Genomic DNA, 16,032 nt, shown 5'->3' on the forward strand with positions numbered 1-16,032 from the left:
CGCGCCGCTGTTCCCCAGCAAGGGAGTGATCCGAATGCTCGAAGTCGTTGCCCGGCGCGGCATCTCGACGATCCTGGTGCTGCTCGCGCTCGTCGCCGCGGTGTTCGTGCTCCGGCAGGTCTCGCCGGTCGATCCGGCCCGAGCGTATGTCGGCGACCGGGCCTCCGCCGAGGTGGTCGAGCGGGCGCGGCACGATCTCGGCCTCGATCGGCCGCTGCCGGCGCAGTACGCCGACTACGTCGGCAAGGCGGCCACCGGGGATTTCGGGCAGTCCGCGGTGACCCGTCGGCCGGTCGGCTCCGATATCGCCGAATTCCTGCCCGCCACAGCCGAATTGGTGGGTTGCGGATTCGTGCTGGCGGTGGTTCTCGGCATCCTGCTCGGCACGGCGACCGCGTTGCGGTGGCGCGGCTCGGGCGTTGTTCGTCTCGTGCTGATCGGCGGCTCGTCGATGCCGGTCTTCCTCGCCGCGCTGTTCGGAATCCTGCTGTGCTACAAGGAATTCGGTCTGCTCCCCGCACGCGGGCGCAGCTCCTACGCCGACGCGCCCGACGGGCCCTCCGGATTCCTGCTCATCGACTCGCTGCTCGCCGGGCGGCCGACCGTATTCCTCGACGCCGCGGCGCATCTGGTGCTCCCCGTCGTGTGCCTGTCCCTGGTCCCCACGGTCGCCATCGGTCGGGCGCTGCGCAGCAGTATGCAGCACACGCTCCGCGCCGATCACGTCCGCACCGCCCGCGCCAAAGGTCTGCCCGAACTCCGCGTCGTCGCCAAACACGCGCTGCGAAACTCCCTGAACTCCACCATGTCCATCGCGGGCATGCAGGTCGCCGCCCTGTTCGGCGCCGACATCCTGCTGGAACTGATCTTCGCCTGGCCCGGCCTCGGGCTCTACACCGCCCAGGCCATCAAGATCGCCGACTACACCACCATCGCCGGAATCACCCTGACCCTCGGCGCGATCTACGTGCTGACCAACTTCCTGGTCGATCTCGGCCAGGCCCTCGCCGATCCCCGAACTCGGCAAAGCTGACGAGGGACGGCAGGCCGATCTCCAAAAAAATCTTGAAAACTCCAGAGCCGGAGGGCTTTTCGGTCCAGGAGACCCGGGTATGGCGGCAGTACCGAAGTTCGCCGCGGCCGATCCTCAGCGCGTGATCGCCGGGTCGGGGGAGCAGGGGTGTGGGGAGCGGATCCGATCGGCGAACCGTCACGACTTCGACGGAACGGAGCAGGAGGATCATTATGTCCGGAACTACCGAAGGGCAAGCCGCGGAATCGGACCCGATCGCGGTGATCGGAACGAGTTGCCGGTTCGCGGGTGGGGTGGACAGCCCGGACACGTTCTGGGAGATGCTGGTCGAGGGCCGCTATTCGGTGTCGGAGATCCCGGCGGACCGGTGGGAACAACCCGAGGACGCGCGCGCGGCCGCGGTGTGGCGGAGGACGACGCGGCGGGCGTCGGTGCTCGACGATGTCGCGGGATTCGATGCCGCGTTCTTCGGGATCTCGCCGCGGGAAGCGGTGATGATCGATCCGCAGCATCGGATCGTGCTCGAATTGGCTTGGGAGGCTTTGGAACACGCGGGTCTTCCGGTGGAGCGGTTGCGAGGCACCGACGCGGGCGTGTTCGTTGCGGCCACCTCGCACGACTATTCGGAGCGATTGCGGGCCGATCTGCGGACCCTCGAGGCGTGGGCGGTCAACGGCGCCAACGCCTTCGGAATCTCCAACCGTATCTCCTTCGCCCTGGATCTGCACGGTCCGAGCATGACGGTGGACACCGCGTGCGCCGGGTCGCTCAACGCGATCCATCTGGCGTGCGGGCATCTGTGGCGCGGGGAGATTCCGTTGGCGGTGGTGGGCGGCGTGAACGTGATCGCCGGGCCGGGATCCACGGTCGCGCTCGAGGGCACCGGGGCGACCGCCGCGGACGGGCGCTGCAAGGCGTTCGACGCGGCGGCGGACGGGTACGGGCGCGGCGAAGGCGCCGCGGTGGTGGTCTTGAAGCGGTATTCGGACGCGGTCGCCGACGGTGACCGGGTGCTGGCGCTGATCCGCGGCACGGGCGCGTTCCACGACGGGACCGGCGACGGTTTCATGACGCCGAACGGCGAGGCCCAGGAGCGGATGCTGCGCGCGGTCTATCGCCGCTTCGGCATCGATCCCGCGAGCGTCGACTACGTCGAGGCGCACGGAACCGGGACGCCCGTGGGCGATCCCATCGAGGCCGCCACGCTGTCGCGGTTCTTCGGCGCGCACCGGACCGCCGACGACCCGTGCCTGATCGGCTCGGTGAAGCCGAATATCGGACATCTCGAGGCGGGAGCCGGGATCGCCGGTGTCATCAAGACCGTTCTCGCCCTGAACCGCGGGCGGCTCCCGGCCAGCCTGCACACCGAACTCACACCGTCCGTCGACTGGGCGGCCTCCGGGCTCCGCGTGGTTCCCGCCCTGATGCCGTGGCCGCGGCGGGACGGGCCGAGACGCGCCGGGGTCTCGGGCTTCGGCGTCGGCGGCGCGATCGGACACGTGATCCTGGAGCAGGCGCCGGAGCGGACCGCGGAACCGCATTCGCCGAATCGGCCGGGGCCGTGGGTGTTTCCGTTGTCCGCCCGATCCGAGGCCGGGGTGCGCGCGGCCGCCGGTCGGCTGGCGGACTGGTTGCAAAAGACTCCCGAGGTCCCGCTGTCGGCCGTGGCCGCCACGCTGGCGACGCGGCGCTCCCATCTCCAGGTCCGGGCCGCGGTCACCGCCGCGAACGGTGACGAACTCGCCGACGCGCTGCGAAACCTGGCCGCGGGCAACGACATCGGAGCCGAACGGGCCCGCGTACTTCCCACCGACCGCCGCGATCCGGTATGGGTGTTCTCCGGGCAGGGCGCCCAGTGGAGCGGCATGGGCCGCGAGTTGCTGCGCGAGGAGCCCGGCTTCGCCGAGGTGATCGACCGGCTGGGTCGGATCTTCGAGCAGGAGTGCGGTTTCACCCCCCGCGCGGCGATCGAGGCGGGGGACTGGTCGTCGCCGGTCCGCACGCAGGCGATGGTGTTCGCGATGCAGGTCGCCCTCGCACACGTGTGGTTCGAGCGCGGCCTGCGGCCGGGCGCGATCATCGGGCACTCCACGGGCGAGATCGCGGCGGCGGTCGTGGCCGGTGTCCTCGACCTCGAGCCCGCCGCGCGGTTCAACTGCCGACGCGCCGTCGCGCTGGCGGATGCGGCGGGCAAGGGCGCGATGGCGATGGTGAATCTGCCGTTCGCCCAGGCTCGACAGCGTGTCGTCGCCGGTGCGGAGGCGGCGGTCTCGGCGGCACCCGGATGGACGGTGGTGTCGGGGGACGCCGACGCCGTGCGGCGCGCGACGCGGCGATGGTCGGACGAGGGGGTGGTGGTGCGCCCGGTCGACACCTCGATCGCGTTCCACTCGCATCTGCTCGACCCGTTCGTTGCCGACGTGATCGACGCGGCGCGCTGCCTGACACCGCGCGACCCGCGAATTCCGTTGTACAGCACCGTGACCGCGGACCCGCGGTCGACCGCGCCGCGCGACGCCACCTACTGGGGAACGGCGGTGCGCGAGCCCGTCCGGTTCGTCGAGGCGATCGGCGCGGCGGCCGAGGACGGTCACCGCATGTTCCTCGAGGTGTCGAGTCATCCGATCGTGGCGCACTCGGTGAGCGAGATCCTCGACGAGTTCGGGCACACCCGCGCCGCGGTCGCGCACAGCCTGCGCCGCGATCGACCCGAACTCGCCACGCTGCTGACCAATCTCGCGCATCTGCACTGTCACGGAGCGGCCGTGGACTGGTCGCGCTCGACTCCCGGCGGCGATCCGGTGGACCTGCCCACCATGGCCTGGCAGCACCAGCCCTACTGGATCTCGCCCGCGAGCGACTCGACCGGTCCGGCGGGCCACGATCCCGACAGCCATACCCTGCTCGGCGCGCCGCACCATACGACCGCGCCCACGGCGATGCACGTTTGGGAGACCGCCGTCGATTTCGACAGCCGCCCCTATCCGGGTCGACACCGGCTGCTCGGCGTCGAGATCCTGCCCGCCGCGGTGCTGCTCGCCACCTTCGCCACCGCGGTCGCCGGACCCCGGACCGAGCGGTGGCCGGTGGTGTTGCGGCAGGTGGAGTTCCGGTTCCCGCTGGTGCTCGACGGGCCCCAGCGCGTGCAGATCGTGTCGCACGCCGGACAATTGAGCATGACGGGCCGGACCGCCGAGGACGAGCGGGACGCCGCCGATCCGGAGGCGAACGTCGTCCACGCCACCGCCGCGGTCGAGTCCGAACCGCCCGGCCCCGGTGACCGCGCCGACATCGCCGCGATCCGGCGGCGGTGCGGGCGGGGACTCTCGTGGCGCGACGCCGAGGACCGGTTCACCCGAAACGGCGTCACCGGTTACGGTTTCGACTGGCAACTCGAGGATCTGCGCACCGGTTCCGGCGAATTCCTCACCGCCGCATCCGTTTCCGATTCGGGTGCCGCGCCGCTGAGCCGCTGGGCGCCGTTGCTCGACGCCGCGCTCACCGCCCTGCAACTGATCGCGCCCGAGGACGATCGTCCGCGCGTGCTGGCGGGGATCGGCACGGTCGCGCTGCACGGGATACCCGATACCCGGCTCCTCGTGCACGGCGTCGGGCACGAGGACGGCACGCTCGACATCCGAGTACTGAGCAACGACGGGTCGGTGCGCGCCGAACTGCTCGGCGTGCGTCTGGAAGCGGTCGAGGGCGCGCTCGACGAGCGCCCACATCCGCGCGAACTCGTTCACCGACTGTCGTGGGAAGCGCGTTCGGCCGATGGGGGAGCGGCGCCGGAGGAGGTTGTTCTCCTGGGTGAGGATCCGAGCGTGCTCGCGGCGCTGCGGAAACGCCACGCGGAGAACGGGATTCGCTGCACGGTGGCCGCGGGCCCGGACGATGTCGCCGTCGAGGGCGCCGCGGTCGTCGTCCTCCCATCGGCCAGCGGGCCCGCGGACGAGGCGGCCGAGCGGAACACGTGGGCGCTCGTCCGCGCGGCGCAGTCGCTCGCCGCGGCGCGACGCGATCACCGGCCGAGGCTGTGGTGCGTCACGCGGGGCGTGCGCGCGGGGGAGAACGCCGCCGACGGAGCGCTGTGGGGCGTTGCCCGCGTCCTGGCGGGCGAACATCCGGAGTTCTGGGGCGGCCTGATCGATCTGGATCCGGACGCGCCCCTCGAGGCCGTCGCCGATGTCGTCGGCCGCCACTCGGGCGAGGACGTGCTCGCCCTCGGAGCCGGCGGCGTGCTGGCGCCGCGGTTGCGGCCCGCCGACAACGACTCGGCGCGAACCGAATTCGAATGCCGCGCCGACAGCAGTTACCTGGTCGTCGGCGGACTCGGCGCGCTGGGTCGCAAGACCGCCCTGTGGCTCGCCGAGCGCGGCGCGCGCCGACTGGTGCTCACCGGACGTCACGGGCTGCCGCCGCGGGGTGAATGGGACACGGCCACCGGCGACGCCGCGGACCGGATCGCGGACGTCCGGGCGCTCGAGGCACTCGGCGTCACCGTCCACATTCTCGCGTTCGATTGCGCGGACGCGGACGCGACCGCGGCGGCCCTGGCGGAACTGGACATTCCCCCGATCCGGGGCGTGGTCCACGCGGCGGGGGTCTCGGACGGCACGCTGCTGACCGAGCTCACGCGAGAAAGCCTCACCCGGGTGCTGCGGCCCAAGATTCGAGGCGCGGCGGTACTGGATCGCCTCTTCCCACCCGGCGCCGTCGATTTCTTCGTGCTGTTCTCCTCCTGCGGCCAACTCGCCCGCATCACCGGTCAGAGCGCCTATGCGGCGGCCAACGCGTTTCTCGACGCGCTCGCCGCGCGACGGCGTGCCGCCGGGTGCGTGGGAACGGTCAGCCTGGCGTGGAACACCGTCCTGGACACCGGAATGTCGGTCGACAACACCGCCGCGATCCAGGAGGCCGAAACCCGCGGCTTCGGCTCCCTCGGCATCGCCGACGTGTTCCGCGCGTGGCAGTTCGCCGCGCGTTGCCCCCAGCACTACCTCGCCGTCACGCCGGTCGTGGCCGCCGCGGCCAATCCCGTCCCCCTTCTCGACGGATCGGTCTGCGGCAGTGCGGATTCCGACGAGGACACACCGGAATGGCAGGATGTGCCGGACGGCGAACGGGCGGGGGCGATCCTGTCGGACGTGCGTGAGCAGATCAGCGCGGAACTGCGGATGCCCGCCGAGGAGCTCGAGCCCGAGCGCCCGCTGTCGGACCTCGGCGTCGACTCGGTGTTCACCGTTCGGCTGCGCACCCGCATCAACCGCCGCTACCGCCTCGAACTGCCCCCGACCCTGTTCTGGGACAGGCCCACCGTCGAGGCCATCGCCGCCCACGTCGCCGAAGAGACGGCGAAGGCGGAACGGGCGGCGCGATGACCGGCGTGGCGAGGTCGAGATCTGCGAGGAACGATGCGGAACCGTCGGCCGCGCGCGAGCCTCAGTGACACGGCGCTCCTCGCCGCGGCCGGGCGTGCCGCAGAGAGCCGCCGACCCGATCCGCTCGTGACCGATCCGCTCGCCGAGTCCTTCCTCGACGCCGTGGCGCCGCCGGTCCTCGACCCGTCTCGAAAGGCGATGGGGGAGAGGGTGGCTCGCCTGCTGGGGGACATGTTCATCCTCCGTACCCGGTACTTCGACGACGAGCTGACGCGTTTCACCGCCTCCGGCGGCAGGCAGTGTGTCCTACTCGGCGCGGGCCTGGACACCCGAGCCTATCGGTTGCGATTGCCCTCGGCGACAACCGTTTACGAGCTGGACCTGCCCCCGACGCTGGAGTTCAAGGACAGCGTGCTGCTCGGCCGGAGCGAACGTCCGGTGTGTCGACGGATACCGGTGCGGGCCGACCTCGCCACGGACTGGACGACCCCGCTGATCCGCGCGGGGTTCGATCCCCGGGCGCGAACCGCCTGGCTGGCGGAGGGCCTGTTGCTGTATTTGACCGCGAGACAGGGCGATCGGCTGCTCGCCACTCTCACCGCGCACAGCGCCCCGCACAGCATGGTGCTGGTCGAGCACGTCAATCGTGCCGCCCAGACCGCCGCGGCAGGCCGTGCGGTGGCCGAGTGGGTCGCGGCGCTCGGGGAGCCGTGGCGCTCCGAGCTGGACGACCCGGCCCGGTGGCTGGCCCGGTTCGGGTGGACCGGCCGCGTGCACGACATCCGCGAACTCGCCCTGACACACCGGCGTCCGGTGCCGCCGTTCGCCGGGACGGAGTCCGGTGACGACCGCAGGGTCTGGTGTGTCTCGGCGACACCGCGGAATCCCTAGTGCCAGTGCCGAAGACCGCCACAGGGTTGCCGCTGTTACCGTCGAGGTCTCATCGGAACGATCTTGACGAGGAGTGTTCGCAGTATGTCGCGAGATTCAAGGGGTGCGAAGCGTTTCGTGGTCGGCAGGGTCGCCGTCGGGGCGGCCGTGGTCACCGCCGGGATGCTGGCGAGTCAGGGTGTGGCCGCGGCGGATTTCTCCGCGGTGGTGATGAACTGTAGCGGTGTCGGTCCCAATGTCGTGGATGTGCCGTATTCGGCTCAGGTCGTGGTGGGGCAGTACAGCGGCAGGCCGGGGTGGACGGGGATCGCGGTGCACAGCGGCGCCAGCGTGTGGGGCGGCTACACGTCCCGGCCGACGCTCACGTGGACCAATCTCGCTACGGGAGTGAGCGATACGGCCACCGGTCAGTACCCGGTGTCCAGCGTGTTCGGGACCGGCGGGCAGGCCAACTTCGACGCCTGGAACATCGGTGGGGGACCTGTCCGGTTCGATCTCACCGCCGTCAACACCGGGCTGTTCCCGGTGCCGCCGGTGACCTGCTCGGCTGTCATCGACATCCCCTGATTCAGCCGGAACGAAGGGATCGCTGTTCGCGCTCGCCGCGCAGCCACCGGGACAACGCCGCGTAGACCGCTTCGTGGTTGAGCAGCGTGAAGTGATTCGCCCCGGGCAGGTGCAGGCCGTTGTCGTCGTCGAAACCGATGCGGCGGGCGCGATTTCGGCCCGAACCGCTCGCGGCCAGGACCAGACCGTCCCCGATGACGCGGCCCAGGGGGTGGCGCGGGCTGCGGGTGACGGTCGCGGTGACGAAGTAGTGATCGGCGCCCTCGAGCAGCGGGACCTCGCGAATCGCCCTGCGGCGCAACGCGTCCGCGTCGACCCCGTCCCAGTCCTCGTCGACCAGCGAACCGTACCGCAGATCGCGGATGCCCGCACTGCGGCGGCGGAGCAGTCGTCCGAAGGGGCGGGTCTCCGGCACGCGGACCAGCGCCGCGGACAGGTAGTGGACGACCTGCTCGAGCGGCGCGCCGAGATGCGGTGACCCGAGGCAGACCACCTGGCGCACCCGGCCCACCCACGAACGCCCTTCCTGAGTGGCGGCGAAACACGCTCCGCGAGCGATGAGTCCACCCATCGAGTGGCCGACCAGCGACAGCTGTTCGATCTCGACCGGCCAGTGCTCGACGAGGCGCTGGAGCAGATCGTTCAGTTGCCGGGCGTTCTCGGAGATGTGCAGGCCGCTGTTGTACCGCACCTGAACGCAGGTGTAGCCGAGGTCGGCCTCGAGTCGTTCGGCGTAGGTCGGTCTGCCGCCGAGACGCCAGGCGTGTTCGGTTTCCACCAGACCGTGCAGGAAGATCACGACCCGGCCGCTCGGTTCGGCGACGCGCTCGCCCAGCTGTTCCGGCGCCACCGGTTCGCCGTCGAGCCGAAATGCCATAAGCTCGGCCAGAATCGGCCGCTGTTGGGCGAGGGTGTCGCCGATCAGACCCTGCACGGCCGCGAGGAGTCCGGAGCCGTAGACCGTGCGCGACGGGGTGGGTATCCCGGTGCGCGGCGCGGCCTGTTCGGCCAGCATGCCCGCCGACGCCGCGGAATCGCTGACGATCCGATACACGGCGTCGGTGATGGTGTCGTGGACCGCCTGCACGGGCCGCGCGGCCGGGCCGATCCCGAGCCGCACGGCCGCGAAGACGTGATCGGAGAGCGCGCGATGCACCGCGGCGATCCCGTCGACGGCCCCGGCGAGTTCGTCGCCCGCCAACCGCGCGAGCGCCCTGATCTCCTCCTGTCGCCGATCGCTCATCAACTTAGTGTACGACTGTGCACTGAACGCCGCGACGCCGGAATTACACCCGAGGGATGACGCCGCCTCGAATCAGCCCGCGACGGAAGCGGATCGGGTCGCGGTGACGAATTCGCCGATCCAGGGCAGCACCGCGGCGCGCACCGGGACGGACCGGGGGATGAGGCCGTTGGCGGCGAGGAGGTCGGCGGCGTGCTGTTGTTCGGCGAGGAAGGCGTCGGAGACGGGGTGGACGCCGAACGGGCGGTTGCGCAGGGCGGCCTCCCAGGCGTCGAGGTCGGCGACGCCGCCTCGGACGCGGACGTCGTCGACGAAGTATTGCGCTGCGGCGCGGGGGTTTTCGGTGATCCAGGCGTCGGATTCCTGGAGGGCGCGCAGGATCACCTCGAGGGCTTCGCGATTGTTCTCGGCGAAGTCGCGGCGGGTGAACCACAGCGACGGATGGCTGAACACCGATTCGGTCTCGACGAGGGTGCGCAGATCGGCGGCCGCCTCGATGGCGGCCAGGCCCGGATAGGCGCCCACCCACGCGTCGAGTTCACCGGCGAGCAGGGCGGCGCCGCCGTTCACATCGGTATCGACCGGTTCGATATCGGACCAGGTCAGTCCCGCCTTGTCGAGGGCGAACAGGAGCAGGGTGGTCTGCCAGGAGCCGTGCGCGATGCCGACCCGCTTGCCCGCGAGATCGGCGACGGACTCGATCCCGTTGTCCGCCTTGGTGATCAGGCGGCCGTTCTCGACCCGCGGGCCGGAGATGCCGAGATACACGATGTCGCGGCCGTTGGCCAGCGCGGTCACGGGCGGGGTGAAGCCGGTGCCGATGACGTCGTAGCCGCCCTCGGTGAACAGCCAATCCGAATGCTGGGACGGCAGCGCGGATTTCACGTCCACGGGCGCGGGCGCGGGCAGGGCGCGCAGGTCCACCCATTCCACGTCGGGCAGGGCGCGTTCGACGATGCCGCGGTGCCGCAGGACGAACAGCGAATTGTTGTGCGGGAAATAGCCGATACGAACAGGCATGGGGGAGTTCCTTCGACGAAGAGAGGTGGATCGGATCAGGACGCGGCCGACGCGGCGGCGACGGACGCGGATGTGGTGCGGCGGGAGCGGCCGAGCAGCGGCAGCACCTCCTCGCCGACGCGGTACGCCTCCTCCAGATGCGGATTGCCCGCCAGGATGAACGCGTCCACGCCGAGGTCGATCAGCTGGTCGAGCCGTTCGGCGACCTGTTCGTAGCTGCCGACCAGCCCGAAGGCCGGCCCGCCGCGGATGAGGCTGAACCCGCACCACACATTGGGCTGCACCTCCAGGTCCCGGTATCCGGTGATGGTCGGCGGCACCCACCCCTGGATGCGGGCGGCGCCGACCGAATCGCCCTGCGCGGCCCGGTTCGCGGCGTCGCGGTCCACGAACGCCCAGCCCTTCTCGAGTTCGGCCCAGGCGGCCTCCTCGGTGTGCCGCGCGAGGATGTCGATGCGGACCGCGAATCTCGGTGTGCGGCCGATCCTCTCGGCGTGCGCGCGGACGCCGTCGAATTTGGCGCGCAGGTCGGCGAACGGCTCGAGCCAGGACAGGTAGTAGTCCGCGTGCCGCCCGGCGGCCTGGACCGCCGCACCCGAGGACCCGGAGAAGTAGACCTCCGGGAACGGCTGCCCGGCCAGCCCCGGCGCCAGCGCGGCGTCACGCACCCGATAGAACCGCCCGTCGTGGGTGAACGGCGTGCCGTCCCAGACGCCGCGCAGCACATCCAGGAACTCGCTGGTGCGCGCGTACCGGTCGTCGTGGGAAACCTTGTCGCCCCACCACAATTGGGCCGGACCGCCGCCCCCGCTGATGATGTTGTAGACCAGCCGCCCGCCCGTGGCGCGTTGCAGGCTGGCCGACATGCGGGCCGCCTGCACCGGATGCAGGAAGCCGGGCTGGAAGGCGACCATGAACCGGTAGGTGGTGGTCTCCCGCGCCAGCGCGGCCGCCACCGCCCACGGATCCTCGGTCACCGGGAACGACGGCAGCAGACCGCCCAGGAATCCGGCCGATTCCGAGGCGCGCGCGACGGCGGCGATGTGATCGATGTAGGCGTAGCCGTCGAGCTCCCCGCCACGGATGGCGGGTGCGATATTGCCCGGCCCGTACCCTCCGGCATGCCCGCGGTTGTACCGGCGCGGCGTGCGCAGCGAGGCGTGATCGCCTTCCATGCCGATGCGCCAATAGATGTCGATGCTCATGCGTGGGCCTCCGTGAGAACGCGTCCGGCCGGGTCGGCGAGATGCAGCAGGTGCTCACCGGCGCGATGCACCTCTTCGATGTGCGGATGACCCGACAGCACGAACGAGTCGATACCGGCCGCGGCGTACGCCCGCAGCCGCGCGGCGACCTGCTCGTAGCTGCCGACCAGTCCGAGGGCCTGCGGGTAGCCGAGTTCGGCGAATCCGGCCCAGCGGCCGTCACCCGGGCCCAGCGTGGCCGCGTCCGGACCGTCGGGACGCAGTTCGCGCCACTGCCTTTCGACGCGCGCCCACGCCTCCTGCTCGGTCTCGCGGGCGATCACGGGCAGTTCCAGCCCGGCGCGCACCCGGCGACCGTGTTCCGCGGCTCGTCGGCGCAGATCCGCCAGCGCTCCGGCGAATCCCTCGGGGGTATCGGTGAACACGTGCAGATCCGCGTATCGCGCCGAAAGGTCCAGAGCCGCAGGCGAATTCCCGGTCAACTGCACCTCCGGGAACGGCAGGCCGGACAGGATGCCCCGGAATCCGCCGTCGATCACCTCGTAGAACTCGCCCGCGTAGTCGAAGCCGGTGCCCCGGAAGCCTGCGGCCGCAACGGGTTCGGCGTTCCAGACGCCCCGGGCGACGTCGAGGAACTCCGCGGCGCGCGCGTACCGGTCGTCGGCGGTGTCGGCGTCCACGGCCAGTCGCCAGCCGAGCCGTCCCGCCGAAAGCCGTTGCAGGGTCGCCGAGATCTTGGCCGCGTACACGGGAGTGCCGAAGTCCGTGGGGAATTCGACGATCACCCGGGCGTGCCGGGTGGCGCGCAGCGCGCCGCCCGCGACGATCCAGGATTCCTCGCCCAGCGGATCGTAGGGTGCGAGAACGCCGTCCAGTCCGGCCAATTCGGCCGCGTCGACGATCTGGTGCAGGTCGTCGAACGGCCCGAACCGGCCCGGCCGCGGATCGGTTGCCGGGCTGGTCGGCGCGGGGCCGCCGAATCCGCCGCGATGACGCCGCCGCGGATCCGCGCGGCGGCCGTCGCCGCGCGCGGGCAGCCGCCACAGGTAGTCGGTCATACCGTCACCGTCCCGGCGGCGACGAGTGCGCGCGCCTGTTCCAGGGGCTCGGGCGCGACCCAGGTGTCGAGGTCGAAGTCGGCGGCGAGGAATCCGTGGGTGTAGAGGAACTGCTTCTGGATGTCGAGCAGTTCGAGGCGTTCCGCCGACAGCGTCGGATGCAGCCCGCGGTGGAAGTCCGCGCCGTAGGCGGCCACGACACCCGCGGGGCCGGAAAGGGTTTCGCGTTGCAGCACCGTGCGCACGCCGGCGAGGTCCCCGGCGGCCCAGTCCGCGGCGCGCAGGCTCTGCGCGAGGAAACCGATCACCACCTCGGGATGGGTGTCCAGCAGTTCCTGATGCACGGTGATCGGCCGCGGCGTCCCGTTGTTCACTCGCAGCCGCTTGGTCTCGGTCGCGTCCAGGTCGACGGCGACCCGCAATCCGTGCTCGGCGGCCACCTCCCGCGCTCGCGCGCCCTTGACGTAGATGGCGTCCACCGAACCGTCCAGCAGCTCGTCCACACCCCAGGTGACGTTGCGACGCCGATCCTGAATCTCGGTGCGCACCTGCGGATCCCGCTCCACCCCCAGCTCGACGACCCGCACGTCCGCCAGCGTCAGCCCGCCCAGCCGCAGCGCGTCGGCGAACCCGTGCAGGGCCATGGCACGCGGGAAACTGCGCGCCCGATCCCGCGCCCACGCCGGGACGCCGATTCGCAGCCCGGCCAGTTCGGCGGGTGCGGACACCTCCGAGCGCGGGCCCACGAGAATCGCCTGCGCCTCGTCGATCCAGGTCAGTCCGATCAGCCGGGTCGGGGAACCCTCGGCGCGGGCGGCCAGCGCGGGCACATTGCCGCCCTCGCGGATCAGCCCGGCCAGTTCGTGGGAGAAGTGGAAGCCCGCCAGTTCCGGTCCGGCGTCCTGCAACACCCCGAACCTCAGCCCGTGACCCGCCGCCGCCTCGGCCAGCCAGCCCAGGCTGTGGGCCAGGCCGCTGGCGGTGGGCACCGGGCAGCGGGTGTACCAGAGGGTGTCGGTCATGAAGTGCTCCTGGGGTTCTCGGTGGCGCGGCCGACGCCCAGCTGGGCGAGGAAGGCCGCCTGATAGCGCAGTGCCGCGGGGTCGGTGCGGTCGCGCGGATGCGGCAGGTCGATGGCGGTGTCGACGGCGAACCGCCCGCGGTCCAGGACGAGGACGCGATCGGCCAGCCGCACCGCCTCGTCCACGTCGTGGGTGACCATGAGCACCGCGGGCCGGTGCCGCGCCACCAGCTCGCCGACCAGGTCCTGCATCCGCAGCCGGGTCAGCGCGTCGAGGGCGGCGAAGGGCTCGTCGAGCAGCAGCAGTTCGGGTTCGCGCACCAGCGCGCGGGCCAACGCGGCGCGCTGGGCCTCACCGCCGGACAGGGTGGCCGGCCACTGCCGGTCCTTGCCGTCCAGGTGCACCTCGGCCAGCGCGCGCAGTCCCGCCGCGCGGGTCGCGCGCGAACGGCGCTGGCCGACAACCACATTGGCCAGCACGCGCTTGGACGGGATCAGCCGGGGTTCCTGGTAGACGGTGGTGCGGGCCGCGGGGACCAGTACCTGCCCGGCGTCGGGCCGTTCCAGACCGGTGAGCAGGCGCAGCAGGGTGGTCTTGCCGGTGCCGCTGGGCCCGAGCAGCACCACGAACTCGCCGCGCCGCACGGTGAGGTCCACGCCGTCCAGGACCACCTTGTCGCCGAACGTCTTTCGCAGTCCGGTGATCGAGACGGCGATCGGGCGCTCGGTGGTCATCGGATCGCCACCTGACGCCGCCACGGCATGGCGTAGCGTTCGGCGATCCGCACCAGCCCGTCGAAGATCAGGCCGAGCAGGGCGTACAGCACCACGCACAGCACCATGTAGTCGGTGCGGTTGTACTCCTGGGCGAGGGTCACCAGATATCCGACGCCCTCGGTGGTCCCCACCTGCTCGGCGGCGATCAGGGCGGTGATGCTGATGGACAGGCACACCCGCAGGGCCATGAGCACGCCGGGCAGGGCGGCGGGCAGGATCACCTCGAGCACCAGCCGCGCGCCGGTCAGCCCGAAGCCGCGGGCCGCCTCCACCACCTTGCGGTCCACATTGCGGACGCCGAGGTAGGTATAGGCGTACATGGGCGCGATCGTGGCCACCGCGATGAGCAGCACCTTGTACAGTTCGTCGATGCCGAACCAGGCGATGAACAGCGGAACCAGCGCCAGGAACGGCACCGCGCGCACGATCTGCATGGTCGAATCCACCAATTCCTCACCGAGGCTGGACAATCCGGCCGCCAGACCGAGCAGCAGGCCCAGGCCGACGCCCAGCGCCACGCCCAGTCCGGCGCGGGTGAAGGACGCCAGGGCGAAGTCGATCAGCTGCCCGGTGCCCAGCAGTTCGGTGAACGCGGTCCACACCTTCGGCGGCCCGGCCAGCACCTGCGGCGCGAGCGCCCCCGTCGCCGAGCCGATCCACCAGGCGGCGAAGATCAGGGCGGGCAGCAGGAACCGCAGCGGTACCGAAAGCCATGCGGGCCTGCGTTTCCGGAGCCGGGTGGGTGGTGGGGCGAGGTGACCGGCGGCCGGGGACGCGGCGACGAGGACGGCCATGTCAGCGCTCCTTCAGCGCGGTCAGCTGCTCGGGGGTCAGCTTGGACCTCAGGTCGTAGAAGATGTCCGCCGCGGTGATCCGCCGGGTGATGACGCCGTTGTCGGCGAACAGGTTCACGATCTCGGCGAGGTCGGCGGCGTCGGAGTCGCGGGGCAGGCGGGGATCGGTCGCCTCCGCGTCGACCCGCAGCGCGTCGGTCAGCCGCGGACCGGTGAGGGCGCGCGGGCCGGTCTGCTCGAAGACGTTCTCGGATCCGGCCGGATTCGCGCGTTGCCGCGCGGTCAGATCCCGCAGCACCTCGAGATATTTGGCGGCGATATCCGGTCGGCGGTCGAGGATCTCGGTGCGGAACACCACGACCGAGTTGTCCTTGGAGCCGATGCTCGCCTCGGTGGCGAGCTCGATGCCCCCGTTGGCCTTGGCCTCCTGATACGGCACCAGGAACGAGGCCCAGGCGTCGACCTTGCCGGTGGCGAAGGCGGACGCGGCCTCCTTCTGCTGCAACGGAACCCGGGTCACCTTGTCCGCCGGTATCCCCGCCTGCGCGAGCGCCGCGAGCAGGATGTATTCCCCCTTGCCCGCCGGATTGACCGCCACGCGCCGGCCGACCAGATCGGCGACCGAGCGGATCCCGGAGCCCGGGTGCGCGATGATGCCGCTCTGGTCCTTGCCCGCCGGATCCTGCACGGCCACGATGCGCACCGGCACGTCCTTGGACAGCGCGCCCACCACGGGGCTGAACGCCGCGCCGGAGACGTCGAGCTGGCCGGTGTTGAACAGTTTCAGCATGGAGCTGAAACCCGGTGTGGTGGTGACCCATTCGATGCGCGCGCCCAGCGGGGCGAGCGCCCTGTCGAAGTCGCCGTCGCGCTTGCCGACCGCGATCGGCCCGGAGTTGCCGGGATCGACCACCTTCAGCACCACCTCCGAATGCGGTGCGCCGGTGCCGGACCCGGGACCGCACGCGGCGACGAGAGCGATGATCGGGGCCAACGCGAGGGCGAGACGCCACCGGTGTGGTCGGCGCGTGCGGAACATCGT

At 71.2% G+C, this 16,032-nt stretch carries 12 protein-coding genes; 4 read left to right on the top strand and 8 right to left on the bottom strand.

What is annotated here, in order from left to right; all coding sequences use genetic code 11:
• The first annotated feature begins 34 nt into the window (after positions 1-34).
• The 4 genes from ACWDSJ_RS09455 to ACWDSJ_RS09470 all read left to right on the top strand — a co-directional run bounded on the left by ACWDSJ_RS09455 (position 35) and on the right by ACWDSJ_RS09470 (position 7,872).
• Positions 35-1,033 carry an ABC transporter permease gene (locus tag ACWDSJ_RS09455; protein WP_450030563.1) on the top strand — a complete coding sequence of 333 codons (999 nt, stop codon included), beginning with the start codon at positions 35-37 and terminating at the stop codon, positions 1,031-1,033.
• Between the two features lie 212 nt (positions 1,034-1,245).
• Positions 1,246-6,414, top strand: a complete 5,169-nt coding sequence (locus tag ACWDSJ_RS09460) for a type I polyketide synthase (RefSeq protein ID WP_450030565.1) — start codon at positions 1,246-1,248, stop codon at positions 6,412-6,414.
• Positions 6,415-6,447: 33 nt separating this feature from the next.
• The gene (locus tag ACWDSJ_RS09465; protein ID WP_450030566.1) at positions 6,448-7,305 is read left to right on the top strand and encodes an SAM-dependent methyltransferase; all 858 of its coding nucleotides are present in this window, start codon (positions 6,448-6,450) and stop codon (positions 7,303-7,305) included.
• A gap of 117 nt (positions 7,306-7,422) precedes the next feature.
• Positions 7,423-7,872 (top strand): hypothetical protein, encoded by a 450-nt coding sequence (locus ACWDSJ_RS09470; protein ID WP_450030567.1) that lies wholly within the window; start codon positions 7,423-7,425, stop codon positions 7,870-7,872.
• Position 7,873: 1 nt separating this feature from the next.
• Here ACWDSJ_RS09470 and ACWDSJ_RS09475 read toward each other — a convergent pair whose 3' ends face one another.
• From ACWDSJ_RS09475 to ACWDSJ_RS09510, 8 genes are all read right to left on the bottom strand, one after another.
• Positions 7,874-9,115: an esterase/lipase family protein gene (locus ACWDSJ_RS09475; RefSeq protein WP_450030569.1), complete on the bottom strand. Its 1,242-nt coding sequence runs from the start codon at positions 9,113-9,115 to the stop codon at positions 7,874-7,876.
• A gap of 72 nt (positions 9,116-9,187) precedes the next feature.
• Positions 9,188-10,135, bottom strand: coding sequence for an ABC transporter substrate-binding protein (locus ACWDSJ_RS09480; RefSeq protein WP_450030571.1), 948 nt, complete (start codon positions 10,133-10,135; stop codon positions 9,188-9,190).
• A 35-nt stretch (positions 10,136-10,170) separates the two neighbouring features.
• On the bottom strand, positions 10,171-11,340 hold the full coding sequence (locus ACWDSJ_RS09485) for an LLM class flavin-dependent oxidoreductase (RefSeq protein ID WP_450030573.1): 1,170 nt from the start codon (positions 11,338-11,340) through the stop codon (positions 10,171-10,173).
• Positions 11,337-12,398, bottom strand: coding sequence for an LLM class flavin-dependent oxidoreductase (locus ACWDSJ_RS09490; protein WP_450030575.1), 1,062 nt, complete (start codon positions 12,396-12,398; stop codon positions 11,337-11,339). Before ACWDSJ_RS09490 ends, ACWDSJ_RS09485 begins: the two co-directional genes overlap by 4 nt.
• A complete protein-coding gene (locus ACWDSJ_RS09495; RefSeq protein WP_450030577.1) occupies positions 12,395-13,420 on the bottom strand; it encodes an ABC transporter substrate-binding protein in 1,026 nt (341 codons plus the stop codon). The genes ACWDSJ_RS09490 and ACWDSJ_RS09495 overlap by 4 nt, the downstream gene beginning before the upstream one ends.
• Positions 13,417-14,154 (bottom strand): ABC transporter ATP-binding protein, encoded by a 738-nt coding sequence (locus ACWDSJ_RS09500; protein WP_450030579.1) that lies wholly within the window; start codon positions 14,152-14,154, stop codon positions 13,417-13,419. Before ACWDSJ_RS09500 ends, ACWDSJ_RS09495 begins: the two co-directional genes overlap by 4 nt.
• Complete coding sequence (locus tag ACWDSJ_RS09505; RefSeq protein WP_450030581.1) at positions 14,151-14,990, bottom strand: ABC transporter permease; 840 nt, start codon at positions 14,988-14,990, stop codon at positions 14,151-14,153. Before ACWDSJ_RS09505 ends, ACWDSJ_RS09500 begins: the two co-directional genes overlap by 4 nt.
• Before the next feature lies 1 nt (position 14,991).
• Positions 14,992-16,029 (bottom strand): NrtA/SsuA/CpmA family ABC transporter substrate-binding protein, encoded by a 1,038-nt coding sequence (locus ACWDSJ_RS09510; RefSeq protein ID WP_450030583.1) that lies wholly within the window; start codon positions 16,027-16,029, stop codon positions 14,992-14,994.
• Between the last annotated feature and the right edge of the window lie 3 nt (positions 16,030-16,032).

This window comes from Nocardia sp. NPDC003482 (assembly GCF_053588115.1).

Excerpts from the sequence above, each read along its gene's own strand:
- ACWDSJ_RS09495 (WP_450030577.1), bottom strand. The coding sequence starts at position 13,420 with ATGACCGACACCCTCTGGTACACCCGCTGCCCGGTGCCCACCGCCAGC.
- ACWDSJ_RS09485 (WP_450030573.1), bottom strand. The coding sequence starts at position 11,340 with ATGAGCATCGACATCTATTGGCGCATCGGCATGGAAGGCGATCACGCC.
- ACWDSJ_RS09465 (WP_450030566.1), top strand. The coding sequence starts at position 6,448 with ATGCGGAACCGTCGGCCGCGCGCGAGCCTCAGTGACACGGCGCTCCTC.
- ACWDSJ_RS09475 (WP_450030569.1), bottom strand. The coding sequence starts at position 9,115 with ATGAGCGATCGGCGACAGGAGGAGATCAGGGCGCTCGCGCGGTTGGCG.
- ACWDSJ_RS09490 (WP_450030575.1), bottom strand. The coding sequence starts at position 12,398 with ATGACCGACTACCTGTGGCGGCTGCCCGCGCGCGGCGACGGCCGCCGC.
- ACWDSJ_RS09460 (WP_450030565.1), top strand. The coding sequence starts at position 1,246 with ATGTCCGGAACTACCGAAGGGCAAGCCGCGGAATCGGACCCGATCGCG.
- ACWDSJ_RS09505 (WP_450030581.1), bottom strand. The coding sequence starts at position 14,990 with ATGGCCGTCCTCGTCGCCGCGTCCCCGGCCGCCGGTCACCTCGCCCCA.
- ACWDSJ_RS09500 (WP_450030579.1), bottom strand. The coding sequence starts at position 14,154 with ATGACCACCGAGCGCCCGATCGCCGTCTCGATCACCGGACTGCGAAAG.
- ACWDSJ_RS09455 (WP_450030563.1), top strand. The coding sequence starts at position 35 with ATGCTCGAAGTCGTTGCCCGGCGCGGCATCTCGACGATCCTGGTGCTG.
- ACWDSJ_RS09480 (WP_450030571.1), bottom strand. The coding sequence starts at position 10,135 with ATGCCTGTTCGTATCGGCTATTTCCCGCACAACAATTCGCTGTTCGTC.
- ACWDSJ_RS09510 (WP_450030583.1), bottom strand. The coding sequence starts at position 16,029 with ATGTTCCGCACGCGCCGACCACACCGGTGGCGTCTCGCCCTCGCGTTG.